Here is a 25123-nt window from a genome sequence, read left to right as displayed (position 1 = left end):
AAAAGGCCACCCTCGGTCGGAGTGACTGTCTCCCCGACGAACGTGTTCCCGAGAGATTGCGGCAGAACCGAGGGGTGGGCTGGTCGTTTTTACGCTGCTCGTCCTAGGAACGGATATGACGGACGCACTATTCGTCGTCAGCGAAGAAGGGTACTGGGGAGAGGAATGCGTCGAGCCGCTCGAGGCGCTCACCGAAGCGGGCGTCGAGATCACGGTCGCGACACCGTCGGGCGATCCGCCGGTCGTCGACGAGCGATCGCTCGATCCGGAACAGGTCGGCGAGGAGACCGCCGAACACGTCCGTGAGGTCGCCGAGACTGACGATCGACTGAACGATCCGATCCCGATCGCACAGGCCGACGCCGAGGGGTATGACGCCGTCGTTTTCCCCGGCGGCCACGGCACCGAGTGGGACATCAATCAGGACAAACACGCCCGCGAACTCCTCCGCGATATCGTCGAGGGCGACGGCAAGGCGCTCGTCGTCTGCCACGCCGTCGGCATGCTCGGCTTCGCCCGCGACAGTCACGGCGCGTTCATCGTTAACGGCCGGGATGTGACCGGCTTCCCCAACGAGTGGGAGGAGGGCATCGTCGACGAGGCCGACCGCATGCCCGACGGCCGCAAGCTCCCCTACTGGGTCGAGGACGAAGTGAAAGAAGCGGGCGGCAACTGGGACGCCGAACTCGATTCCGACACCAGCGTCACCGTCGATGGCGACCTCGTCACCGCCCGCGGCCCCGGCTCCTCGAGCGCCGCGGCCGAGACCCTGCTCGAGGAACTGGACGTCTGATCCGACTCGGCCCGCTCGATCCGAGTCCGTTATACGCGCGCCATCCCAGGGGTACCTGTGGTTCCCGCTGAATCGAACACCGCTGCACAGCCCGGATCAGTACGGAGTCGCGGCTACCGCATCACCGTCGACGACGGACGGGAGTCGTTTTTCGCGCTCAGTATCGAACGCGTCGACAGCGAGGACGCGTGGCTCATGTCGGACGCCGCCGTCGCGCTCGAAAACGTGCGGTAAGCGACGATCACCCTGTGTTGACCTGAGTCCGAATTGACACTGTTCGCGTCACGAATGAGAAGGGGCTTTAGGATATCCGTTCTTCTCCCGTCCAATGAGACGTCGGACGTATCTAGCCGGCGGCGCGAGCGTGCTCGCGGGGATTGCCGTGTCTGGCTTTGTGAGTCGACCGCCGAACAACGAGCGCCTGCTCGAGGCGGCTCGCGAATCACCCGATGCCGACGAGGGGAGTTCGAACACGGAGACGATCCTTCCGGGAACCGACCACGAGACGCCGCTCTACGAGATCGACGCGCCGAACGACGGACCGACCGCGATGGTCTTCGGCGGCGTCCACGGCGACGAACGGGGCGGGATCGAGGCCGCTCGAGAAATCTCCGACTGGCGTCCCGACGCGGGGACGCTCGTCGTCGTTCCCGAGACCAATCGCGTGGCCGTCGAAAACAACGAGCGCCGCGGCGTCGACGGTGACCTGAATCGACAGTTTCCGGCCGACCGTGAGCCCCAGAGCGAACTCGCAGCGGGCATCTGGGACGCCGTCGAGGCCCACGAGCCGGACGTCGTGCTCGACCTTCATCGGTCGCTCGGAATCTATAGCCTTCATCGGGAATTCGTCGGGCAGGCGATCTTTCACTCGCCCGACGCCCGCGGCGAACGGCTCGCCGACCGCCTCAACGAGGATGCCGTCCCGTGGTATTTGCCGTTCCACAAATTCACGGCCGGAGAGACTTCCCTCACCGGGCCGTTGCTCTTCCAGCACACCGCGCGCGAACTCGGGGCGAGCGCCTACCTCTTCGAGACCACCGAGTTCCTGCTCGATCACTCCGCGATGGTTGAACTGTCGCGACTGGCGGCCGCACACGTCCTCGAGTTGCACGGCTTGCTCGAGGTCGGAGGTGGCGCATGACTGGTAGCAGCCGACGCGCGGGCAGCGACGGTGAGCGCGACGGGCGACTACCCGTATCCCTTCGTCGGATCGCAACGAGTCCAGTGACGCTCGCCACGTTCGCGCTCCTGGTCGTCCCGTTCGGACTGGGCTGGTTCGAGACGCGGCTTTTCTCGCCGCTCGCGTTGCCGGGCTACCTGATTTTCACCATCGGGACTGCGATCGGCAACGCCATCTCGCCGCGCCTCGATTTCTGGGTCTACTGGGTGCCGTTCCTCGGCGGTACCGCCGGCATCGCCGCCGTCGCCGGCTTCGGTTACGAGTGGTGGTGCGGTCGGAGGGGTGGCGACTCGAGCGAGCGACTGTAAGGACGACTGCTCGACCGCGACCGATGGACGATCGCTCGTGACGGTTCGTGTTGCAACGAATCAGTCCCTTTTTACACGCAGACGGGGAATCACCTCTCATGAGCTTCGAGGAAGACGACCGCGTGGTCCTCCACGACGAGCACAGCGAGTTCGACGGCGAAACCGGCACCGTCTCCCAGACGATGGAGTCGATGTTCGGCGACGTCACCTACACCATCAGCTTCGACGACGGCCAGGAAGCCGGCGTCCCCGAAGACGACCTCGAGGCGGCCGACGACGCCGACGAGGAGACGGACGCAGACGAAGAATAACTACCGCTCGCGAGTCGGTTCGCTCGAGTCTACTCGCCGACCGCACCGGACCGACGACACCGCGCCCGCAAACCACACCACACTTCGAATCGCAGATGCCACAAATCCCGCTTCACTACGTCGATTTACGGACGTTTTGCTACGCTACCGAGGATGAGAAACGCGTCGAAGAGGCCCTCCGAACGTTCCTTCCCGACGACGACGAGCCGTTCGAGATCGAACGCGCCGAGAGCGAGGGCCACTACGGCGACCGCATCCTCGTCCTCTCGGCACGCGTGGAGAAGGCAGACGACGTCCGCCATGTCCTTTCGCGGCTGGCCGACCTCGAGTCCTTTGACGAGCTGATCGACGAACTCGACGAGCGGGTCACCGAGAACACCGAACTGTTTCTCCGACTCGACAAGCAAGCGGCCTTCGCGGGCGATGTCCGCCTCGGAGAGGGGATCACCTTCCGCGGAAAGGTCGAGGCCTACCCGGCGAAGAAGGAACAGGCCGTCGAAAACGCCGAAGATGTCCTCGAGCGGCTGCGCGAGCAGGAATAACCCCCCCCCCTCGCTGTCGGGTCGCTGCGCACTCAGTAACGGACGCGGTTTTTGGCCGCTTTCGACCGTTCAGCCGCGGCAGCCGACCTGCCGCGTCCCGTTGCTCTCGGCCGCCAGCGGAACGTGCCGATCCGACCGAACCCGATTCGCCGGGCACGACTCATCGATCTGACCGAACGTGATCCGCCGGGTACGAAGGGCTTTTGACTGGCCAGTCAGTTAGTTCAGATACGCATTGAATGACGGACGAGACGATCGACGATATTATGGAGGCGACGTATCGAGCGCTCTGTACGCACGGCTACGCGGATCTGACGATGCAGGATATCGCCGCGGAATCGACCAAAAGCAAGGGGACGCTCCACTATCACTTCGAGGGCAAGCAGGACCTCCTCGAGTCGTTTCTGGCGTTTCTCCTGAACCGGTTCGAGGAGCGAACCGAGACGATTCCGGGCGAGACGCCGGCCGAACGTCTCCACGAATTTCTCGAGGAATTGTTGACGCCGGCGGACGAGGGCTCCGCCGAGGAGTTTCGGACGGCGATCCTCGAAATCAAGGCGCAAGCGCCGTACAACGAGGTTTTCCGGGAGAAACTGAGTGCGTTCGACCGCGCGCTTCAAGCGCGCATCGCGACCCTCGTCGCGGACGGCCTCGAGGCGGGGGAGTTCCGTGCGGATATCGATCCGGACGAGACGGCCGACTTTCTCGTCACGCTGTTTCACGGCGCACAGACGCGAGCGGCCGCGGTCGATCGGCCGCCCGAACGGACGCGCCAGTACGTCCACGAGTACATCGACGAGACCCTGCGGCCGGACGAGGCGACCGAGCGAGACACGGCGACGACTGACGTGGACGGGGAGGCCGGCGAATGAGCCTCATCGATCGCCTCGTGGGCTGGCTCTCGCGCCGTCTCGATCGACTCTCCGGACTGTTCAAGGGCCGCGACGAGTTCGATCTGACCTCGGGCGATATCGCTGGTCCGCTGTTCTACCTCTCGCTGCCGATCATCGTGACGAATCTGTTGCAGACGGCCTACAACCTCATCGACACGTTCTGGCTCGGTCAGTATAGCACCGAAGCGCTCGCGGCCATCAGCTTCGCGTTCCCGATGGTCTTCCTGCTTATCTCGGTCGGCATGGGGCTGTCCGTCGCCGGGAGCGTGCTCGTCGCCCAGCACATCGGCGCAGATGAGGAGAGCGAGGCGGAGTACGCCGCCTCGCAGACCGTCGCCCTGTCGTTGCTCGGTGCGGTGGTCTTGGGTCTGGTCGGCTACGTCTTTGTCGACGGACTCCTCGGACTCCTCGGCGCGTCGCCGGACGTGTTGCCGCTAGCGACCGACTACATGGAGGTCATCTCGCTCGGGATGCCCTTCATGTTCGGATTCTTCGTCTTCATCGCGCTGATGCGGGGCTATGGCGACACGATCACGCCGATGCTGGTGATGCTCGGCTCCGTTCTCCTCAACGTCATCCTCGACCCGTTCCTGATCTTCGGCTGGGGGCCGTTCCCCGAACTCGGCATCGAGGGGGCGGCGATCGCCACGGTCTTCTCCCGCGCCCTCGCGCTCGTCGTCGGGCTGGTGATCATGTTCCGCGGGACGCGAGGCGTCCGGATTCGGCTCCGCCAGATGCGTCCGGACCTCTCGTTTGCCACGAAACTCGTTCGAATCGGGTTTCCGGCGTCGATCGAGGGCATGGGCAGAGCCCTGTCGATCAATCTCCTGCTGGTGATCGTCGGCCTGTTCCCAACCTACGTCGTCGCGGCCTACGGCATCGGTACCCGCGTGTTCTCGGTCATCTTCCTGCCGGCGATCGCAGTCGCCCGCGGCGTCGAGACGATGACCGGACAGAACGTCGGTGCCGACAAACCGGAACGCGCGGAAGCGGCCGCCAACTTCGCCGCCAAAACCATGTTCGTTATCCTCGGCGCGCTCGGCGTCGTGGCGTGGCTCGGCGCACGGCCCATCACCGCCGTGTTCACCGACGATCCCGCGGTCATCGAGGTCGGCGTCACGTTCCTCCGGTACGTCGCGCCCTCGTTCGGCTTCATCGGCGTGATGCGAGCCTACAACGGAAGCTTCCGCGGCACCGGGAAGACACTCACCGCCGCGGCGATCGTTCTCGTGACCTACGCAGTCATCCGACTCCCGATCGCCTACGTCCTCTCGCAAACGACGATGGAGTACCGCGGAATCTGGCTCGCGTTCGCCGCCTCGAACGCCGTCGGTGCCGGCCTCGCCTACGGCTGGTACCGCAGAGGGACCTGGCGCGACGCCGACGTTACCGACGGGCCGCCGGCTCCCGGTCTCGGCGACAACCTCGAGGTCGGTGAGACGGACGCGAGCACGAACGACTAACGGACCACCCCATTCAGTAAAGTGCCCGTGAGGTGACGAACTCACGAGCCGAGTCACTATGCGATTCCCCCTCGACAGTTCGTACTGGCGGGCCGACGACCGAGCACGGCGAGCGAACCGCTCGAGTTGCGCTGCGCGGAGGTAGTCGATGGTCGAGACCGTCAGTATCGATATCCTGAGCCTCCTGCTCGTCCTGTCGGTCGCCTGGGTGTTCGGCGCGCTCGCCGAGCGCCTCGGCTACCCGACGATGATGGGGGAGCTGTTCGCCGGCATCGCCTTCGGCCCCGCCCTGCTCGGTCTCTTGCGCCCCTCGGAACTGCTGTCGGTCCTCTCGGAACTCGGCGTCTTCCTCCTCATGGTCTACGTCGGCATGGAGGTCGACCTCCGCGAACTGTTCGAGCTCGGTTCCCAGTCACTGCTGATCGCCTTCGGCGCGTTCGTCATCCCGTTCGGACTCGGCTATGCGGCCGGCATCTGGCTTGGCATCTCAGTCGGTGCGGCGCTCTTTCTCGGACTCGCCATGGCCGCCACGTCGCTCGCGACGAAGTCCCGGATCCTCGCCGACCTCGAGCTACTGGACACTCGGATCGCGAACGTGTTGCTCGGCGGCGCGCTCGCCTCCGACGTGGGCGTGCTCATCGCGTTCGCGGGCGTCGATAGCTACGTCACCGCCGGCGGACTCGATCCGAACGAGATCGGCGTGATCCTCCTGCAGGCGTTTGGCTTCTTCGCGGTGACGCTACTGATCGGCTATCGGTTCCTGCCGATCGCGTGGCGGTATATTGAGCGTCAGCGCGAGCATTACGGGTTCGTCGATCGGACGACCGCGTTCACGTTCGCGCTGCTCGTCTCCTTGCTGTTCGCACAACTCGCGACGCTCGCGGACCTGCACATGATCATCGGCGGCTTCATGGCGGGAATGTTCCTCCGGCAGTCCGACGTGGAACCCGGGCTCTACGAGCACATGCACACGGTCATGTACGACCTCGCGATGGGGTTGTTCGCACCGGTCTTCTTCGTCACGGTCGGCTTTCAGATCACGTTCGACGTCTTCTTCGACTCGTTCGTCGTGCTCGCCGTCCTGGTCGCCATCGCGTTCTTCGGCAAGATCATCGGCTCCTGGCTGTTCTCGCTCCCGACGTCGCTCACCTCGCTCGAGGGGTTGGTCGTCGGCTTCGGCATGAACGGTCGCGGGACCGTCGAGATCATCATCGCACAGGTCGCCTACGAGGCCGGCGTTATCGACGCGGAACTGTTCTCGATTCTCGTCTTCATCGCGGTCTTTACGACCGCGCTCGTCCCCGTGACCGTCACCTGGGGCGTGGGCCTGCTCGAGGCGGCGGACGAACTCGTCTACGTCGATTCGGCGATCGCGACCGAGGACTGAGCACCGGTCGCGGCTCATCGCCACTCGTCGAGCCGGTCGCCGTCCTGGCCACGCTCGAGCGGGGCGTTTTTGCCGCCCGCGCCAGCAGGTAGGGGTATGCAAGTCCACGTCGTGGGTGACGATCCCGTCCGCGAGGCGGTCGTCGCCGCGCTCGATGACGTCGATATCGGCGTCCGTGACGCCGAGCCGTCGTCCCTCTCCGATGCCCGCTTCGCCGTCGTCAGCGACGTCGCCGGCTCGGCGACGTTCGATCAGGCGAACGAGGCCGCCCGTTCGGGCGGAACGCCCTGGATCGCCGTCGAGATCGGCGGGATCGGCGGCCACCCGCTTTCGGCTGTCGACGCCGCTATCTCGGGATTCGCGCCCGCCACCGGCTGCTTCGACTGTCTCCGTTCGCGGGTCGCGTCGAATCTCGAGGAGCGAGCCGACGCCCCGCAGGCCGATCGCGCCGGAGCACGACTCGCCGGTGCGATCGCCGGTCGGGAGTGCGTTCGCGTCCTCTCGGGCGACGAGCGCTCGATCATCGGGCAGGTACGCGAAGTACCACACGCCCGCCGGGAGTTCCTGCCCGTTCCGGGCTGTGCGTGCGCCGATACGGATCGGGATCGATCGCTCGAGCGCGATGCCGAAACGCTCGGCCTCGATGCAGCGGTCGAACGCGCCGAGCGGGCGATCGACAACCGCGTCGGTCCCGTCTCGAGCATCGCCGAGGTCGAGTCGTTCCCGGCCCCCTACTACCTGGCGACCGTGGCGGAGACGACCGCCTTCAGCGACGCGAGCGCGCCCCGGCAGGCCGCCGGCGTCGCCGACGACTGGAACGCTGCCCTGATGAAAGCGGTCGGCGAGGGACTCGAGCGCTACTGCGCGGGCGTCTATCGCGACGCGGAGTTCGTCCGCGCGAGCGAGGACAACCTCGAGAACGCGGTCGCGCCGACTGAGCTCGTTCGGCCAGACGACGCACCGGCGTACGACTCCGGCGATGAACACCGCTGGGTGCCGGGCGAGGCCCTCGAGACCGGAGAACCGACACACCTGCCCGCCGCGGCGGTCCAGTTCCCCCAGCCGGGCGCGTCGCTGGTCCCGGCGATCACGACCGGGCTGGGACTTGGCTCCTCGACGGTCGACGCGCTCGTATCCGGGTTGACCGAGGTGATCGAGCGCGACGCGACGATGCTCGCCTGGTACTCGACATTTGAGCCGCTCGGGCTGTCGGTCGAGACGGACGCTTTCGCGACACTCGAGCGCCGCGCCCGGAGCGAGGGACTCTCGGTGACGCCGTTGCTCGTCACGCAGGATATCGACGTGCCCGTCGTCGCCGTGGCCGTGCATCGCGAGCCAAACGCACTCGAGGGCGACGAGCCGATTTCGGCGACCGACGACGCGTGGCCGGCTTTCGCGGTCGGCTCGGCGGCCGGCCTCGACGCCGCGGCGGCCGCGACTGCGGCGCTCGAGGAGGCGCTCCAAAACTGGATGGAACTGCGCAGTCTCGGCCCCGACGATGCGGCCGACGCCGGTGGCGCGATCGGCGAGTACGCGTCGTTTCCCGAGCGCGCGCGCGAGTTCGTCGACGCCGACCGGATGGTTCCCGCAGCGAGCGTCGGTCCCGACTCCGTCCCGACCGGTCTCGACCGCCTCGAGACGCTGTGTTCGCGGACGGCCGACGCAGGGCTGACGCCATTTGCTGCGCGCTTGACGACGCGCGATGTCGAGTCGATCGACTTCGAGGCGGTCCGAGTCGTCGTCCCCGGTGCCCAGCCGCTGTTCACCGACGAGTCGTTCTTCGGCGAACGCGCGCGGACGGTACCGGACGACCTCGGCTTCGAACCGCGCCTCGAGCGGGCGTTTCATCCGTATCCCTGAACCTGGAGCGGTTCGCCCGTCGGGGCCAGGTATCGGATTCGCGTTATGCGCCGGTATCCGCCGCAGAATCAGTCTCGTTCGTTCCGCCGTCGGTCCGCTCGGAGTCGTTCGGTTCGGGATCTGTCGTCCCGGGCCCGTCCGTCCCGGAACCCTCTGCTCCCGGTTCAGCGGCCGGCCCGGAGGATTCGCCGTCGTCGCTGCTGAGTTCTATTGTCAGATCGTCGCCGGTAATCCTGATGATCACCGACTTGGTGTTCGGCGTGATCATCGCCTCCTCGGTGGTCTGTTCTTCGCTCTGCCGTTCGTACTTGGTCACGCGGAGATGTTGCTCGGTCGCCTCGAGATGGGGCGGCGTGGCCGACTGGTTGGCCGTGATCGTATAACTCTCGTCGTAGGTCTGGCGGTTCGTCCCCGGCTTGTACGCCTCGAGCGTGACATCGTAGTGACTCTCGGCTTCACTGTGGATCTCGATCGGGACCAGGCCCTGGAACGTGCCCTCGTAGTGCTCTTGGAGCGCGTCGGCACAGCCTGAGAGCGCGATCGTCGCGGCCACCCCCGCGGTTCGAAGTACCGTCCGACGGTTCACGTGTACTCGTCAGTGTCGAACGACTGTATGCGTTACTCTTCCGGTCTCCCCGATGTCCACGACTGACTCGGCGGCCGATCGGTCGGGCCGGGGACCGGTCTCGGTAGATATCCTCATCCACGGGATTTTTGCATCCCGACCCGAACGACAAGGCATGGAGAAAGTCGCTATCGACGACGTTGACATCGAAACCAACCCGATGGACGTTCACTCGATCAGACGGCCGGTTTCGGACGCGCTCGGATTTTCGGACTTTGCGATGAACTACTTCGAACTCGAGCCGGGAGAGTCCTTTTCGGGCGGCCTGCACACCCATCACGATCAGGAGGAGGTCTTCTACGTCCAGGAGGGGACGGCGACATTCGACATGGAAGAAGGGGAGGTGACGGTCGACGAGGACGAGGTGATTCGGTTCGCGCCCGGTGACTTCCAGCACGGCTACAACGACACCGACGAGCGGGTCGTCGGCTTCGCCTTCGGTGCGCCCAAGTCGAAACACGACTGGGACCAGATCGAGTCGATACTCTACTGTCAGGACTGCGAGGACGAGGTCGGCCACGGCCTCGAACTGACGGATGACGGTGCCTTCCGGCTGACGTGTACCGAGTGTGGCAACTCGTTTACGCCCTAATATCGGGGGACGGGCTCGAGGAGTCGCGAACGTGACCCGTGTCCGCCGCCGAGATATCGCGCTCGCGAGCGACGATCGGATTCGATCGCGGCCGGAACCTTTTCAGGGGGGACCGAGTGGATCAACGTATGGCCACAGCAGACGGTTCGAACGCGGAGATCGACACGAGACTGTTCATCACCGTTTCCGGGCCGCCGGGCTGCGGGGCGACGACGCTCTGTCAACGCCTCGCCGACGCGATGGGCTGTCCCTACGTCTCCGGCGGCGACATCTTCCGCGAACTCGCCGACGACCGCGACATGAGCCTCAACCAGCTCACCGCGGAGGCCGACGGCTCCGCCGACATCGACCGCGCGCTCGACCGACGCCTCCAGCAGATCGCCGAGAAGTGGGGGATGGCCAACAAGCCGTTCATTCTCGAGTCCCGGCTCGCGGGCTGGCTAGCCGGCGAGCGCGCCGACCTACGGATCTGGCTCGACGCGCCCGAAGACGTCCGCCTCGAGCGGATCGACGACCGCGGCGAAACCGACGCCGAAATGCGCGTCCGCGAGGTGAGCGAAGCCGGCCGCTATCAGTCCTACTACGAGATCGATATCGGCAATCAGACGTTCTACGACCTCCACATCAATACCGCCCGCTGGAGCAAGCACGGCGTGTTCTCGCTCGTCCGAACGGCCATCGAGGAGTACGGTCCCGAAGCGGACGAGGGAGCGTTCACGACTCCCGAACTCGATCCCTAAAATCGGCTCGAGGGGGGATTCGACGGGGCCTCGAGCATCGAACGCGACCTCGTCACGGTGACGGCGGTCGCGGCCGGTCGAAACGGACCGCGTCCGTTACTCGCTGTCGGGGGAGTAGTTCGGCGCTTCGTCGGTGATGACGACGTCGTGGGCGTGGCTCTCGGCCTGCCCGGCCGCGGAGACGCGGACGAACTCCGAGCGCTCCTTGAATGCGGGGACGGTTTCCGCGCCGACGTAGCCCATGCCCGACTGCATGCCGCCAGCGAGCTGGTGGAGTTCGGACTTGAGCGTCCCCTTGTACGGCGTCGCGGCCTCGACGCCCTCCGGAACGTACTCGTCGTCCTCGTCGGGTTCGTCCTTGAGGTATCGGTCGCTGTCACCGGACTTCATCGCGCCGACGGATCCCATGCCGCGGTACTGTTTGTACTTCTTCCCGTTCATCGTGACGACGCGACCGGGTGCTTCCTCCGTGCCGGCGAAGTAGGAGCCGAGCATGACCGCGTCCGCGCCGGCGGCGACCGCCTTAATCGCGTCGCCGGAGTACCGGATGCCGCCGTCGGCGATCACCGGCACGTCGTGGTCGCTCGCGACGTCGGCGACCTGCGCGACGGCCGTGATCTGTGGCATCCCCGACCCCGAGACGATGCGGGTGGTACAGATCGAGCCCGGGCCGATGCCGACCTTGAGGCCGTCCGCGAAGTCGACGAGGTCCTCGGCCGCCTCGCGGGTGCCGATGTTTCCAACGACGACGTCCGCGTCGACGGACTCCTTGATGTCTCGAGCGCCCTCGACGACGTTCAGGTTGTGCGCGTGTGCGGTGTCGATGAAGAGGACATCGGCATCGGCCTCGTCGGCGGCCGTCGCGCGGTCGTGCTCGAACGGGCTGACGGCGACGCCACAGCGGAGGCGACCGTCCTCGTCGCGGACGGCCTCCTTGTACTCGCGGCGCTGCAGGATCCCCTGCATCGTCACGAGACCGACGAGCAAGTTCTCGTCGTCGACGACCGGGACGCGCTCGATCTTGTGATCGTACATCATCTCGAAGGCATCGCGGGAGTCGATGTCCTCGGGGGCCGTGATGACCTCGTCGGTCATCGCCTCGGTGACCGGGTCGTCCTCGTTGACCTCGAGGTGGGGCCGGATGTCCGTACTCGAGATGATCCCCAGGACTTCGCCGTTGGTGTTGACGACGGGCGCGCCGCCGACGCCCTTACGGGCCATTCGCTCGTCGACCTCGCGCACGGACATCTCGGGATCGGCGGTCACCACCGAGTCGAGGGGGATGATGAGTTCGTCGGCGCTCTTGACGCGCCCGATCTCCTCGACCATCTCGTCGATGTTCATGTTGCGGTGGAGAACGCCGAGGCCGCCGTGGCGGGCCATCGCGATCGCCATGCTGCTCTCGGTGACGGTGTCCATCGCCGCCGAGAGGATGGGAACGGAGACCTCGACGTTTTTCGAGACGTTCGACGTGAGGTCGGCGTCGTCGGGTTCGACGCGGCTCTCCTTCGGGCGGAGAAGGACGTCGTCGAACGTTAGCGCTTCCGGTACCTGCAGTTTCGAAGAATAGGGCTCTTGCTCTGGAACGTCGTTCGCCATGTAAACCGTCCGGACCCCCGAGCAAAAAGGGTTGCGAGATATAGCCGGGTGCGAACGGTTGACGGAGGCCTCAGTGGGCGAATCGGTCGGCCGGTCAGACGTCGTCAGGCCACGCTCGCTCTCCGCTCGAAATGTCTGCGCTCGTCCTCGAGTCGTCGGGTTCTTGTCCAAACATTTCGGCGGTGCGAGAGTCACAGTCGGTGTCACAAATCGCGGCGATTCCAGCGACGAGTGCCGACATCCAAGCCAGATCTGTGCGTTTCCGTACGGATCTGGGTGCTACTGCTGAAACACTGCCGAATCGTGAAATGCAGTCCCACACAACGTTTATTGACAGTCCGCTCGTGTATTTGGGTATGTACGCTGTGAGTGCAGCCGCCGCCCGAACCGATGGCCGGACGAGTTCCGACTTCGTCGCCGCCTTCGCCTTCGGGAATGTTACACAGAAACTCACAGCGCGAGGCCCTACTTCCAATGCGATCGACTGGTGTGCGGACCGGTCGGTACGGGATCGCCCGTCATATCGCCCACAGGCCTCGGGTCATGGCCATCGGCCCTGACCGATGAGTACGTCACAACACCCGGTCGCGCTCCAGATGGAGCGCATCGTCGGGGGTGACGCGCGGCTCCTTGCGCTGGTGATGATGCTGCCGTTAGTCGACGGCGTTTTCCCCGCGTTGATCCTGGCCGGCGCGCTCGACGAGCCGCTGGGTGCGTTGCAGGTCGGCCTGTTGATCTTCGGTGGGAGCGCCACCGTCGCCGTGATTTTAGCGGAGATGAACGGCACGCCTCGAGAGCAGGCGACCGTCGTCTTGCTCGTCGGGATCCCGCTGATACTGCTCGCGGCGGTCCAGGCCGCACTCGCGCCGGCGATCGAGAGCGTGCTCGATATCGTCATCTTCGAGCGGTTCGCGGCGCTGGTGATCGCCGCTATCGCGGCCAAGACCGCCAGCGCGACCATCGGGGACTACCTCCCCAACCCCGTCGTCGTCATCGGGCTGGGACTGGTCGCGAGTATCGATCCCTCGGGGGCGACGTTCGTCGTGATGACCGATCCCGTCCTCGTCGTCCACGCGACGCTGGCGGCGGCCGTCGGCGTGGCGTTCGCGCTGACCATCGCCCTCACCGGACCGTACCTGCGGGAGTACATGGACATCGACCGGTTCCGCTTCGGGAGCGCGGTCGCGCTCGGATTGCTGCCGCTATCCCTGCTCGGGATGGCCTTCGGACAGGCCCCGCTGGCCGCGCTGCTCGTCGCCGCCCTGTTCGCCGTCGACCTCCCGTGGGGCGGCTCCGACGCGGACTCGAGTTCCGGAGCCGATTCGGGTTCGGCGGCCGCACAGATGGGCGCGGTGGCCGACGGCGGGGACGTCGAGGACTCGAGCGAGCCGCCGGCCGCCGAAAGCGAGGAAGAGGAGTCGAACGCGTATCCGGGCGACGACGGGACGGATACCGCGGGACGGGCTCCGTGGCTGTAGTGCGGTTTCAGTACCGAATCGAAACCACTTTAGGGTGGATCGCCCAACGAAGACTCGAGGGGTCGTGGCCAAGCCAGGCATGGCGGCTGACTCCAGAGGCACCGCGCCCGGGACGACACTCCAGACTGATATACTGATCGGACACCTGATCAGTGTTCGTGTGATGACCCTCTGGAGTTCCGAGGCGCACCGGAGATATCAGTAGATCGGGGGTTCAAATCCCTCCGACCCCATTCCTCGCCGCTCGCAAACTCGCGAGCGGCAGGTATGCAAGAGGAGGGATTTGAATCAGGGAGCAGCTTCGCTGCGACCGTGGTTCAAATCCCGTCGACTCGACTGTGCTTTCTTCGGGTAGCGAACTATCGTGTGTCCACTCTCGAGTTCGACGTCAGGGCGATCCCCGGCGAATGCGGATCGATCTGATTCTCTCCAGATTGAAGGCAGACTGTTTCGAGAACGTCCAGGTGCTCGCGAGCAAGGCCCTCGAGAAGTGATCGCGATCGGGGAACGATCCGACCGTACTCCGTGGCGTCGAGTTCACCTGGAAGACTCCGGCCGGTGGCACTGAAACCGGGTTCGTCGGCGCTGTTGCCGATCACTGAACCGACCTCGATAGTGGCAACGCTCCCGTTTTCGTTGCTTTCAGCAAGTTTCCTTGAATAACATCCCTGCTTAGACAACTCGGGTTGTAGCCTCCGACTCGAGGGCGGGGTTGGCACCGCGATCGCACCGCAACGCCGGCGGGGTCGTTTCGCGCTTCGCGCGAAAGCCCCCTTGGCGGGTGTCCCCAAGGGGACTGAACCAAAAAATTACAGCGCCCCGCCCCCGCCTCCGCACGCAGAACTCCAGTTGAAGCACATGAAACGGGGGTATTGTCACTATTGTGTCTCTCCTACGGGCAATCTTATTTGAGACGATAGATTTTACAGATGCGGATACTGATAAGTGAATATGAATGAAAAAGCTCTCGAAACCTATGCTAAGAGGGTCATAGACCTATCTCGGGAGATTACTTCTAAAAGAAAACTAGATCCGGATCGTTTTCCACCATGGGTTCGATCAGCAAGCATTAAAGCCGCCTCTTATCGAGGTCAAAACTTGCTTCTTATTTCGGATGGAGCTGGTGGTGATAATTTTGAATATTATGATGATATAGTGTCTGACACAGAACTGTATTTCGATATCAACTACGAGGATGTTAATAAATCCGCTTTAGAACTACCAGAACATTCTCTTGAAACTCAGAATGGCGTGAAATTCACAACACTCACTGGACAACGGGGGGAGGATGGTGGCTCTACAATAAATATACCACCAGAAATAATGCTTCTTGCTTCACAACCACACGAAATACCGAATCCCTTCTCTGTTAGCAATCTATTTTTACAGCTTGATAATGCTGGTGATTATATGGGTACAAGCTTTATACCTGCTGCTCTATATGTCCATGACTATTTTTTCGACAATCCAGATAACTTGATAAAACCATCTGCTAAGGAGCTATATAGTATAATAGAAACAACATATGTGTCAGGATGGGGCGACTATTATGAGACAAAAACAACTCGTCGACAAAATATCTTATCACGAGTGGATGATACAGCGATCGTTTTGGGGAAATATGACAATGATGAGTTGGAACGACAACTCGAAGAGGTATCTAATGCACTTGAGGCACGAGGATACCAAGCACCTTTGATTAAGGATCTCCCTAGCCATCCAAGTCATTCAATGCCGAGAAAGGTCAAATTATGGGCGATCGCATCTCGCTTCTGTGTAATAATTGACCGAGATCCGTCAGGCCATTTAGTTGAGTATTCTGATTTGAAAAATGAAGGGATATTATTAGCTATACTTCGAAAAAAGGGGTCTGGATCCACTCGAATGATTGCACACGAAGAATTCAGCAGTAAGTATATACGAGTATTTGAATTTGATGATTCTCCTGTTCAAGTGATTGACGATGTAATTACTTGGGTGGAGTCTGAAATTGATGGATTCGAAGATTATTATTCCGACCTATATGATTGGAGGTGAATAGTTGGTTTAGTGCTGCTGCTGCTTCTTCTTTTGTCGGTTCTTCACACCTCCCTCGGGTTACACGTTGACAGAATACAATCTCTGTGAGTACACACAATATCCTGATTCTTGTGTGCATATCTCGAATCAGTCGATCATTTGTGACCATATTTTCCTTTCAACAATAGACAAATTCAGTCGTTTAGGGGCGAAATAGGCTATTCAGTAAGTCCGGGAACTAGAATTCCAAGGATCGTGTGTACGGGTAAGCAAATCAGAATCGACGGAGACTATACATATCGTCAAGTCGCTTTCGTTTCAAGTCGAATTCGCGAAGGTAGGAAGTGAAGCCAATCACTCTCGAGGGTTTATTTGACTAACATCTAATTCGCCATCCAGATATGAGACTCCATCCTCAGTGATCGCATAAACACCGTTTCCGAGATTCTTCACGAGACCATGAGGACAAAGATACTCTCTGCACCGTCTTCCAAGATATTCTGCGCCGAATTTAATTCGCTCATCGGTTTCCATTTTCGAGGGTGGGTGCGGTCCTTCCTCCTCGAGAAATTCTAAGATCCGGTCGTCCGCTCGCACCATCCAACCCGCATCCAATCTCATTACCCTCGATACGACTCAAACCTGCCTATAACCCACGAATACACCTCTTTTGGTTGTTGTGAGCGTTCTAGAATCATGTTTGAGCAAACTATTAGTAGGTATTGACTAATGAATGTTAGATAGGGGCTGTGTAGAAAGGTCTCTCACAGACCAGAAAGCATCGATCCAGTGCTTCAGACACCGGATCCCTCAACAGTTCCCGAAACCACCCTCCGAAACCCATGCCCGACAAAAATCCGCGAAACCGCGACCACCCCACTCGAGCGACCGAACCACCCCAAAACTACCCCGCGCCCGACGGCCGCACCGCGTGGATCGAACTCACCGCCTTCCAGCGCGACTGTCTCGAGGCCGTCACCCGCCTCGAGCGAACCCACATCCCCGCTCGCGAACCCGCGATCATCGACGAACTCGAGCGCGCCTACCCCAGCGTCACCCGCACCAGACTCGATCCGAACCTGCACGTGCTCGTGGGCCACGGCCTCCTCGAAAAGCGGCGACTCGAGGCACACCGGTGTGAGTACCCGCTCACCGACGACGGCCGCGCCCTCCTCATCCAGCGCGCCGAACGCCTCGCGGTCGCCTGCGAGATCGGCGCGCCCGATTCCGACGCGGTCGACTCGAGCGCTCGAGGGGCGGGTGAGAACGGATGACCGGGACTCGAGCCGAGCCGGCCGTGCGGTGTCCGGACTGCGACGCGGCGCTCCCCGAACGCGACCCGCTGGTGGGCTGGTGGCTCTGTGACGACTGCGCGATCGCGGTCGGCGATGACGGCGAGCGAATACCGTGATCGCCACGCCCGCTCCGGGGACGGTATCGCTCCGGAGACGGCACCGAGCCCGCTCGAGGACCGACCGGCGGAACCCGCCGATCGGCCCGAACTGACGCGCTATCATGCTCCTGGACACCGCCGCCGGCGGGTGATCTGCCAATAGATATTAACGTAATCCGGAGAGTGTCGTTTTATGAACAGACGAACGATCTTGCAGGCGACGACCACCGTTCCGCTGGCCCTCGTGGCCGGGTGCACCTCGAGTTCCGACACCGATGACGCGGACGGAAACGGGGAGAACGACGCGGAGTCACAGGGCGACGTCGGGATGACGATCGAAACCGGCGGTGTCGAACTGACGCTCGCCGACGTGGAACTCGCGATCGAACTCGAGACCGACGACGGCGAGCGTCGCGAGTCGAACGAGGGCGAAATGTGGGTGCTCGCGAACGTCGCAGTCGCGAACAGGAGCGAGGAAACGCAGGATCTCCCTCGCGCCGAGAATTTCAAACTCGTCACCGGAGGCGAACAGTATGACAGCGCCGTCCTCTCGAGTCTCGCGTCCCCCGTTTCGGGCGAGGGGTACGACGCTCCCACCGACGCTCGACAGGACGTCTCCGCGGGCGGATGGCTCGCGTTTTCGATCCCGGACACGACCGAGTCCGCGACGCTGTCGTGGGCGGGAGCCGGCGACTCCGAAGCCGATGAAGACGAGGAAGCCAGGGACGAAGCGTCGTGGGACCTCGCGCTGGACCCCGCGGAGCTGCCCGATGTCGGATTCCTCGAGTTGAACCTCCCGGAGACGGTCGCCATCGGTGACGAAATCGCGGCCGAAGTCGTCCTGGAGAACGCCGGTGGCACCGAATACACGGTCGAAACCGCCCTCGAAGCCGAACGTCCCGGCGGATCGACCGACACCGAGTCGTTCGAGGTCACCGTCCCCGCCGAAGACACCGCGAGCGCACAACATTCATTCACTCCGCTGATGACGGGATCGTTCACCGTCACCCTCGGAGAATACAGCGTCTCGAAGTCGGTGGAAGTGACTCCCCTGACGACCGCGTTCGGTGAGACGGTAGCCGTCGACGGGTTGCCACAGATCACGATCAGCGACCCCATCGTTACGGATTCGTTCGAGGCTGATTCGTACTACGGCACCGAGACCGTTCAGGCGGACGGGTCGTTCGTGTTTTTCGAATTCGAAGTGCAAAACACCAGTCGCAACCGGTTGTCGGCCCCTCGGTCGTCGGACCTGGATCTCTCCGCCAACGGATCGGTGTACGATACCGCGTCCCTCGACGTGGGTATCAGCGCGAGCTACGTCGATCCCATAGAGGACGGGGAGTACGGCACGTACGGGACCATCGGCGCAGGGGAAACGATAGCCGGCGTCCTCCGATTCGATGTCCCAAGTTCGATAGCCCCAGCCGATCTCGAGTTGATCGGCGAGTGGTCGAACGGATACGCGAGTGCGGAAACGAGCATTCACTGGAGCCAATAGCCGCGACCGAACCGCCCGAGTCCGGTCCCGTTCCCGGAATATCGGTTCTCGGAACATCTCGAATCGGTCTTACGGCGCGTGCGGGGGCGTATCGATGGGGCAGCTATCTGCAGTAATCGAACCGGCCGATATCGCGATTGCGGCCTGACTTTCGAGGGAGCGCGCCGAATCAGTCGTCGCCGTCGGTTTTGATGATCGCGAACCAGAAGTCCTCGATTGACTGGACGAACTCGACGAACTCGTCGGTTTCCACCGGTTTTCGGATGTACTCGTCCGCCTCGAGGCCGTGCGTTCGCACGATGTCTTCGCCCATCTTCGAACTCGTGAGGACGACGACGGGAATCTCGTTCAGTACCGGTTCATCCTTCAGTTCCGCGAGGACCTCCATCCCGCTCTTGCCGGGGAGTTGGGGCTCGAGCAGGATGAGATCCGGCTGCGGGACGTCCCCGTAGTCGCCGCGTTGATGAACGAAATCGAGCGCCGCCTCGCCGTCGGAGACCGTGTGAACGGCGTTCGCGATTTTCCCATCCTCGAAGTTCTCCTCGAAGAGCCGCACGTCGCCGTGATTCGGCTCGACCAATAAAATGTCGACCACCTCCCCCAGATCAGTTTCGTTAGTCTCGTCTGCCGAAGCCATACATGGGTATGCGACCGCAAGGATAAAACTGCAACTCTCTGGCCCTATTACTGCCAAGTAGTCGTTTCAGCGTCCCTCAGCGCCGCATCCCTTGTTCGGCGGGTAAGCCGCCCGTCGCCGACCGCGGGAACGCGGAACCGCTACTCGCGGCTGGCGGCACCCCTCACCCGCTCGACGACCAACTGCTCGAGGCGCTCGATCCGCTGCTCGGTGCTCGGATGGGTCCGAAACGGGCCCGCCGATGCGGCCGCCCCCTCGCGCGGAAGAATATCCAGCGCGCTCGCCGACTTCGCCCAGGTGCGCTTGTCCTCGCTGGGTCGTGAGCGGTCGTCCGAGAGCGTCTCGAGCGCGCTGGCGAGGTCGCACAGCGCGCCCGTCAGTTCCGCGGCCCCCCTGTCGGCCGCGAACTCCCGACCGCGCGAGAGGATGGCGATCCCGAACTGACAGCACAGTCGCTGTCCCGTTGTGACGACCGTCAGGAGCGCCCACAGGACGAGCCGGGCCAGATAGGCGAGCGGCTGGGAGACCAGTAGTTTTCGAGACGGCGGATCGTCCGACCCCACGTGTTCGGCGACCAGCATCGGAACGAGTACGAGATTCATGATGCGACTGTCGCCGTTCGCGAGGTGGCTGAGCTCGTGTGCGAGCACCGCTTCCCGCTCCGCCGCCGAGAGCCGATTGACGAGCCCCGTGGTGACGATGACGGTCCCGCTCGAGCGGCCGCCGACGGCGTAGGACGCCGGCCGTCGGCGATCGGCGACGTAGACCGCCGGCTCCGGGACGTCTCCCTGCTGGGCGAGCCGACGGGCCACCGCCGCCAGTTCGGGATGGGTTTCGGACGCCGGCGCGCCCGCTTTGCCGAGTTCCGCCTGGAACTCTCGGATTTCGTCCCGGACCGGCCAGTAGTAGAGGACCGGGAGCAGTGGAATCCCGCTCGCGATGGCGACGCGGAGGGGGTGCGTGAGCGTCCACTGCAACAATCCGAAGTAGTCCCCGGAAAACGGCAGGAGCAGCGTCTCGAGCACGTAGACGACGAGGATTCCGAGCCACGCGAGCGAGCCCCCGATGACGATCGCCGTCGGATTCCGGCGGAACGACACGTCGACGGAATATCAGCTGAACGAGGAGAGACCGATTCCACGGTTGTTGTCCAACCGGATCCGTACTGACTGTCGATGCCCCGCTCGTTCGACGGCGTTACCCATCAGATTAGATTACTTATCAGTTACTGTATAGTGTCGGTGCTCTCAAATACGAAGCTCACGTTGCATTGTATATGAGTCAAACGCGATCCGCGGACGACTCGTCAGTGCTGGTCGAACGAACGGCCGGATTGACGGCGGTACTCGGTGTGTTCATCATGGCATCGACGGTCGTCTTTACGGTCACGGGCAACATGGGGATCCACAACGTCCTCGTGGGTGCGCTGACCGCACTTGTCGCCTCGGTACACGCGTACCGAACCGGCGAAAGCCGAACCCAGAGCATCGCCCTCGCCGCGGTCCTCGTGGTGCTCGGAATCTGGATCGCCGCGTCACCGTTCGTTTTCGGAACCGAGCGAGAACTGGTGGTCGGAATCAACAGTCTCGGTGGCGCGATCATCGCGATTCTCTCGCTCGTTAGTGTGTACGGAAGCGTTCAAACATCGGAGACGACCGCGACGACCGCCTAACTCGAGGGTTCCCATTTTCGCGGCTGTCCGTTCCACCACGCACGAGTGACAACGAAGCTGCCAGCCGCGAGCGGATCGGCGTTGTCTTTCACCCGATGGAGTACGAGTATACGGCATCGAACCGAAAGCACAGTATCGAGCGCTCCGGTGAGTTCACTCGAGCGCGACGGAGGATATCCTCGAGCGTCTCGAGGAGACGCGACTGCACGATACCGTCCCGAATTTCTGCAACGGCCGATTCTCCGTCGGCTATCGTGGCCACTGAAAGGAACTGCACACCTGATCGCATGAGAGCGATGCAATCAGCGTATACATCGGTCCAGTGGCTACGATAGCCGTCACACGATGGGCGTCATTCCGAACGGGTCGTGTCAGAAATAGCCACATTCGGGCGGCTTTTCCCGCTTCCGGTCGTCCGGAGAGGCATGACCGACAGCGACATCCACGTGGCAGCGCTCTGTGGCAGTCTCCGCGAGGAGAGTCACACTCGGACCGCACTCGAGGTCACCCTCTCGGCCGCCGAACGGGCCGGCGCGACGACCGAGTTACTCGATCTCCGGGAGTACGACCTTCCGATCTTCGACGCTGACCGGGATCGCGAGGATGCAGGCGATGCCGAGGCGCTGGCGGCCCGGGTTCGCGACGCCGATACGATTATCCTCGGCTCGCCGATGTATCACGGATCGTACGCCTCGCCGCTGAAGACCGCGATCGACTACTGCGGGTTCGACGAGTTCGCGGACAAGACCGTCGGACTCCTCGCCGTCTCAGGTGGCGCGTTTCCCGTGACGGCCTTAGAGCACATGCGGTCGGTCTGCCGGGCGCTGAACGCGTGGGTGATCCCCCACGAGTCGGCGGTTCCGAACGCGAGTGCCGCCCTCGAGGACGGCGAGTTCGTCGACCCGAAACTCGAGAAGCGAGTGACGACGCTGGGTCGGCGGGCGGTGCAGTATGCGGCGATCGAGCCGGATCCCGACTCCTTCGAGAGCGATCAAAACGTGGGTGCACAGGGGAAGTGAGCGGTCGGTCTCCGCGTGAGCCCCACGCGTCACACGGACTCCCGTCAGTCAGTTCCGGCGCACCCGCGGCCCGCCATGCGGTGGCCGGGACACAGTCACGACAGACCGTCTCAGGGGTCGAGAACCCGCTGGAATCGATACTGGTGGGCGAGAAACGCGAAGAGTCCGAAGACGAGCACGCCGATGTGAAGCGCCTTGATCTCGAGAACGACCGTCGTGACGCCGAGCGAAACCGGTGGCGAGGAGAGGCTCCAGTCGGTAAACCAGCCGGTCGCGAGTAGCATCGACGCCCCGACGGCCAGCAGGAGTCCCGGGACCACCGGCGTGAACGGCACGCGCGTGGACGCGTGTCGTCTGAAAACGCGTTGCTCGAGGAGGAACTGCGCGGTGAGGATCCCAGCGAGGATGACGGTCGCGACGACGACGCCGGGGACGGCACCGATCAGTTCGGCCACGAGCAGCCAGACGAGCCACCCGGTCGTGAGCAGGACCGTCACGCCGAGTCGCCGCGGTTGCAGGAGGTCGCCGATATCGCTGACCGTCGCGCCGAAGACGCCCGCCCTGAGCAGCGACCCGCAGAAGAGCACCCCGAGCCCCGCGAGTGCGGTTGACGTGGTTCGCGAGTCGACGACGAGGACGAACCAGCACCCGACCGCGAGCATTTCGACGGCCGCGGCCGAGAGCGCCGCAGTGACGCCCACCACGCGTCGCCGCGTCGATCGACCGAGAACCTCGGGCTGGCGGAAAACGCTCATACTCCGATCCGTTTCGACTGAATCCCTTTCGTTATGGAAGGCGTTCCACACCTCTCTTCGCCCTCATCGTGCCGATGGTACCTTATAGCACGGGAAGCAGTCAGTTTATCGCTCGACGACGCGATCCGATTGGTGGACGGAGACTCGCGTCGCCCGTCGATCGAAGGCCCACTCGGCAGCCGTCCGCGTACGCACGACCGACACGCACTCGAGGCCAACCGGAAGCGGACGTAGGAACCGATTTCCCCGACGAAATCCCGCAGATATCGGATCTCCGGCCAGTTCAGTCCACCGTGAGCGAATTACGGATCGACAGCGACCGATCGCGATGGTCGGTGAGCAGTCGATCGCCACGCCGGTAAACAAGTAATTAAACAGTTTGTCTTTCGAAACCGGTCCCTGAAACGAGCGGGACCGGTGGGTCCGACGACGGAAACGGTGAACAGAACTATGTACGGTGGTGTGGTCGAAGCGAATTATGCCCGAGATGGAACAACAAGACAAAACGTTGTCCGAGCTCATCGTCAAGGAAGCAATCAACAGAGGAATGGACTCGCCGATGCGGGAATCGATTCTCGAAGCTGTCGAAGAGTCTGAAGGATCGCGATCGGGCGGACGGCTGCCGCTCGCGGGGGCCCTGTTCGGCCTCGGTGCGACCGTGGGCTTTCTCGTGGGTCGTCAGTCACCGGAACTCGAGGAATCACCGATCGATGACCTCGAGGAGCCTGAGATCATCGAGGACGTCATGGAGTCGACCGAAGCGACCGACGAGACGACGGCCGAGGTGAACGAGGAATCGGACGCCAGTTCGACATCGCGACTCCCGCGACTCCTGCTCGCGGTGGGCGTACTCGCCGGGGCCGCGTTCCTCCGTCGTCGCCTCGCCTCGAGCGAAGAAGAGGAGTGGGAGCCGATCGAGGAGTTCGAGCCGGCGACGAGCGGCGATGCGGAAGAGGAGACCGAGTCGGAGCAGATGGAAGAGGCCGACGCCGAGGAGGCCGGCGAGGAAAGCGAGGAGTAGGGCAAGGAAAGCGAAACAAACGAGGCGCCGCGACCCCCATTCGCGACCGAGTTCGTGGATTCGAACCGCCCCTCTCCGATCCAAACAGCGTCTCTCCGAGTCGAACGACGTCCCTCCGAGTCGGCCGGTGCTCTGCCGAGCCGACCGATGGCTCGGACGAATTTTTTCGAATCTCTGTCGTCGCCCTGACGAAGGAGCTAAGGGACCGACGCAGACAGTATACGGTCAATGGAGACGACCCACCGCGTTTTCGCCGGTGATTCTCGCGATCTCTCGCGCGTGGCCGACGAGTCGGTCGAACTCGTCGTCACGTCGCCGCCGTATCCGATGATCGAGATGTGGGACGACCTCTTTACCGGGCTCGATCCCGCGATTGGCGACGCGCTGGACGACGGCGACGGTCAGGCCGCCTTTGACGGGATGCACGACCAACTCGAGGCCGTCTGGGACGAACTCGAGCGGGTACTCGTCGACGGCGGGATCGCCTGCATCAACGTGGGCGATGCGACCCGATCGGTCGACGGGAGCTTTCGGGTCTATCCGAACCACGCTCGCGTGCTCGCGGCGTTCGAGAAACGGGGATTCGATCCGTTGCCGGACGTGCTCTGGCGCAAACCGGCGAACAGCGCGGCCAAATTCATGGGCAGCGGGATGATCCCGCCGAACGCCTACGTGACGCTGGAACACGAGTACATCCTGGTTTTCCGAAAGGGAGACCAGCGCCGCGCGTTCGAGCCGGGAGCCGACCGGCGCTACGAGGCCGCGTTCTTTTGGGAGGAGCGCAACCGCTGGTTCTCGGACGTCTGGACCGAGGTTACGGGGGAGTTGCAGTCCCTCGAGGAGGCCGACGACGAACTCCGAGAGCGGTCGGCGGCTTACCCGCTGGAGATTCCCTACCGGCTGATCTGTATGTATTCCGCCTACGGCGATACCGTGCTCGACCCCTTCTGGGGCACCGGCACGACCACGCTCGCAGCGATGTGTGCCGGCCGAAACTCGATCGGGTTCGAACTCGAGGACGCTTTCCTCGAGGTGTTCGACGACCGGATCGACGACGTGCCGGCGCTGTCGCGGTCGGTCGGCCGCACGCGTCTCGAGCGTCACCGGGCGTTCGTCGAGCGTCGCCGCGAGGACGGTCACGCGTTCGAGTACGAGGCGGACCACTACGAAACGCCGGTTATGACTGATATGGAACGGGGTATTCGACTCCGAGAGGCGCGCGCTATCGAGGACCGCGACGACGGCTACCTGGTCGAGCACGATCCGCTCGTCTTCGAGTGAGCCGCCGCTCGGCGCCTGAACCGACGCGAGCTTTTTCCCTTCCCCGCCCCCAGC

At 63.2% G+C, this 25123-nt stretch carries 26 protein-coding genes and 1 tRNA gene; 22 read left to right on the top strand and 5 right to left on the bottom strand.

Going from position 1 to position 25123, the window contains the following annotated elements; translation table 11 throughout:
- Positions 1-115 precede the first annotated feature (115 nt).
- The 10 genes from CP556_RS16985 (at position 116) to CP556_RS16945 (ending at position 8737) form a co-directional block, all read left to right on the top strand.
- The gene (locus CP556_RS16985) at positions 116-793 is read left to right on the top strand and encodes a type 1 glutamine amidotransferase domain-containing protein (RefSeq protein WP_098726690.1); all 678 of its coding nucleotides are present in this window, start codon (positions 116-118) and stop codon (positions 791-793) included.
- Positions 794-850: 57 nt separating this feature from the next.
- Positions 851-1027, top strand: a complete 177-nt coding sequence (locus tag CP556_RS26080; RefSeq protein WP_176548223.1) for a hypothetical protein — start codon at positions 851-853, stop codon at positions 1025-1027.
- A gap of 94 nt (positions 1028-1121) precedes the next feature.
- Positions 1122-1934, top strand: coding sequence for a succinylglutamate desuccinylase/aspartoacylase family protein (locus CP556_RS16980; protein ID WP_098726689.1), 813 nt, complete (start codon positions 1122-1124; stop codon positions 1932-1934).
- Complete coding sequence (locus CP556_RS16975; RefSeq protein WP_098726688.1) at positions 1931-2281, top strand: hypothetical protein; 351 nt, start codon at positions 1931-1933, stop codon at positions 2279-2281. Before CP556_RS16980 ends, CP556_RS16975 begins: the two co-directional genes overlap by 4 nt.
- A 98-nt stretch (positions 2282-2379) precedes the next feature.
- Complete coding sequence (locus tag CP556_RS16970) at positions 2380-2592, top strand: DUF1918 domain-containing protein (RefSeq protein WP_098726687.1); 213 nt, start codon at positions 2380-2382, stop codon at positions 2590-2592.
- Positions 2593-2687: 95 nt separating this feature from the next.
- Positions 2688-3134, top strand: a complete 447-nt coding sequence (locus CP556_RS16965) for an RNA-binding protein (RefSeq protein WP_098726686.1) — start codon at positions 2688-2690, stop codon at positions 3132-3134.
- Between the two features lie 239 nt (positions 3135-3373).
- Positions 3374-4006 (top strand): TetR/AcrR family transcriptional regulator, encoded by a 633-nt coding sequence (locus tag CP556_RS16960; RefSeq protein ID WP_255291491.1) that lies wholly within the window; start codon positions 3374-3376, stop codon positions 4004-4006.
- Positions 4003-5490: an MATE family efflux transporter gene (locus tag CP556_RS16955; protein ID WP_098726685.1), complete on the top strand. Its 1488-nt coding sequence runs from the start codon at positions 4003-4005 to the stop codon at positions 5488-5490. The genes CP556_RS16960 and CP556_RS16955 overlap by 4 nt, the downstream gene beginning before the upstream one ends.
- Before the next feature lie 148 nt (positions 5491-5638).
- Positions 5639-6877: a cation:proton antiporter gene (locus CP556_RS16950; protein ID WP_098726684.1), complete on the top strand. Its 1239-nt coding sequence runs from the start codon at positions 5639-5641 to the stop codon at positions 6875-6877.
- A gap of 96 nt (positions 6878-6973) precedes the next feature.
- Entirely contained in the window at positions 6974-8737 is a 1764-nt protein-coding gene (locus tag CP556_RS16945; protein ID WP_098726683.1) for a YcaO-like family protein, read from the top strand.
- 43 nt (positions 8738-8780) lie between these two features.
- On the opposite strand, the gene CP556_RS16940 is transcribed toward CP556_RS16945, so the two are convergent.
- Entirely contained in the window at positions 8781-9323 is a 543-nt protein-coding gene (locus CP556_RS16940; RefSeq protein WP_255291490.1) for a twin-arginine translocation signal domain-containing protein, read from the bottom strand.
- A 154-nt stretch (positions 9324-9477) separates the two neighbouring features.
- On the opposite strand from CP556_RS16940, the gene CP556_RS16935 reads away from it, so the two are divergent.
- Entirely contained in the window at positions 9478-9954 is a 477-nt protein-coding gene (locus CP556_RS16935) for a cupin domain-containing protein (RefSeq protein ID WP_098727453.1), read from the top strand.
- A gap of 128 nt (positions 9955-10082) precedes the next feature.
- A complete protein-coding gene (cmk, locus tag CP556_RS16930) occupies positions 10083-10694 on the top strand; it encodes a (d)CMP kinase (protein WP_098727452.1) in 612 nt (203 codons plus the stop codon).
- Positions 10695-10790: 96 nt separating this feature from the next.
- Here cmk and guaB read toward each other — a convergent pair whose 3' ends face one another.
- Entirely contained in the window at positions 10791-12293 is a 1503-nt protein-coding gene (gene guaB, locus CP556_RS16925) for an IMP dehydrogenase (RefSeq protein WP_098726681.1), read from the bottom strand.
- Between the two features lie 563 nt (positions 12294-12856).
- Between guaB and CP556_RS16920 the strand changes: the two genes are divergently transcribed.
- The 6 genes from CP556_RS16920 to CP556_RS16900 all read left to right on the top strand — a co-directional run bounded on the left by CP556_RS16920 (position 12857) and on the right by CP556_RS16900 (position 18684).
- Complete coding sequence (locus CP556_RS16920; protein WP_098726680.1) at positions 12857-13771, top strand: DUF5794 domain-containing protein; 915 nt, start codon at positions 12857-12859, stop codon at positions 13769-13771.
- Between the two features lie 58 nt (positions 13772-13829).
- Positions 13830-14004: transfer RNA gene (locus tag CP556_RS26075), tRNA-Trp, on the top strand.
- A 718-nt stretch (positions 14005-14722) separates the two neighbouring features.
- Positions 14723-15808 (top strand): hypothetical protein, encoded by a 1086-nt coding sequence (locus tag CP556_RS25425; protein WP_141551701.1) that lies wholly within the window; start codon positions 14723-14725, stop codon positions 15806-15808.
- Positions 15809-16632: 824 nt separating this feature from the next.
- On the top strand, positions 16633-17064 hold the full coding sequence (locus CP556_RS16905; RefSeq protein WP_255291489.1) for a winged helix-turn-helix transcriptional regulator: 432 nt from the start codon (positions 16633-16635) through the stop codon (positions 17062-17064).
- Complete coding sequence (locus CP556_RS26070; protein ID WP_176548222.1) at positions 17061-17201, top strand: hypothetical protein; 141 nt, start codon at positions 17061-17063, stop codon at positions 17199-17201. The genes CP556_RS16905 and CP556_RS26070 overlap by 4 nt, the downstream gene beginning before the upstream one ends.
- A 175-nt stretch (positions 17202-17376) precedes the next feature.
- Positions 17377-18684 (top strand): DUF4352 domain-containing protein, encoded by a 1308-nt coding sequence (locus tag CP556_RS16900; RefSeq protein ID WP_098726677.1) that lies wholly within the window; start codon positions 17377-17379, stop codon positions 18682-18684.
- Positions 18685-18853: 169 nt separating this feature from the next.
- On the opposite strand, the gene CP556_RS16895 is transcribed toward CP556_RS16900, so the two are convergent.
- Complete coding sequence (locus CP556_RS16895; RefSeq protein ID WP_098726676.1) at positions 18854-19321, bottom strand: response regulator; 468 nt, start codon at positions 19319-19321, stop codon at positions 18854-18856.
- A 140-nt stretch (positions 19322-19461) separates the two neighbouring features.
- Entirely contained in the window at positions 19462-20421 is a 960-nt protein-coding gene (locus tag CP556_RS16890; protein ID WP_098726675.1) for a M48 family metallopeptidase, read from the bottom strand.
- A gap of 176 nt (positions 20422-20597) precedes the next feature.
- Here CP556_RS16890 and CP556_RS16885 point away from each other — a divergent pair, with 176 nt between their 5' ends.
- Both CP556_RS16885 and CP556_RS16875 read left to right on the top strand, forming a co-directional pair.
- Positions 20598-20993: an SPW repeat domain-containing protein gene (locus tag CP556_RS16885; RefSeq protein ID WP_098726674.1), complete on the top strand. Its 396-nt coding sequence runs from the start codon at positions 20598-20600 to the stop codon at positions 20991-20993.
- A gap of 425 nt (positions 20994-21418) precedes the next feature.
- Positions 21419-22012, top strand: a complete 594-nt coding sequence (locus CP556_RS16875; protein ID WP_098726672.1) for an NADPH-dependent FMN reductase — start codon at positions 21419-21421, stop codon at positions 22010-22012.
- Between the two features lie 110 nt (positions 22013-22122).
- Here CP556_RS16875 and CP556_RS16870 read toward each other — a convergent pair whose 3' ends face one another.
- A complete protein-coding gene (locus tag CP556_RS16870; protein WP_098726671.1) occupies positions 22123-22767 on the bottom strand; it encodes a hypothetical protein in 645 nt (214 codons plus the stop codon).
- Between the two features lie 478 nt (positions 22768-23245).
- On the opposite strand from CP556_RS16870, the gene CP556_RS16860 reads away from it, so the two are divergent.
- Positions 23246-23788, top strand: a complete 543-nt coding sequence (locus CP556_RS16860; RefSeq protein ID WP_098726669.1) for a hypothetical protein — start codon at positions 23246-23248, stop codon at positions 23786-23788.
- Between the two features lie 228 nt (positions 23789-24016).
- Positions 24017-25069 (top strand): DNA-methyltransferase, encoded by a 1053-nt coding sequence (locus CP556_RS16855; protein WP_098726668.1) that lies wholly within the window; start codon positions 24017-24019, stop codon positions 25067-25069.
- The last annotated feature ends 54 nt before the right edge of the window (positions 25070-25123 follow it).

This window comes from Natrinema sp. CBA1119 (genome assembly GCF_002572525.1).
In the GTDB taxonomy this organism is placed as follows: domain Archaea; phylum Halobacteriota; class Halobacteria; order Halobacteriales; family Natrialbaceae; genus Natrinema.
The sequence above is the reverse complement of the archived record's forward strand: the minus strand, read 5'-3'. Positions and strand labels throughout refer to the sequence as shown.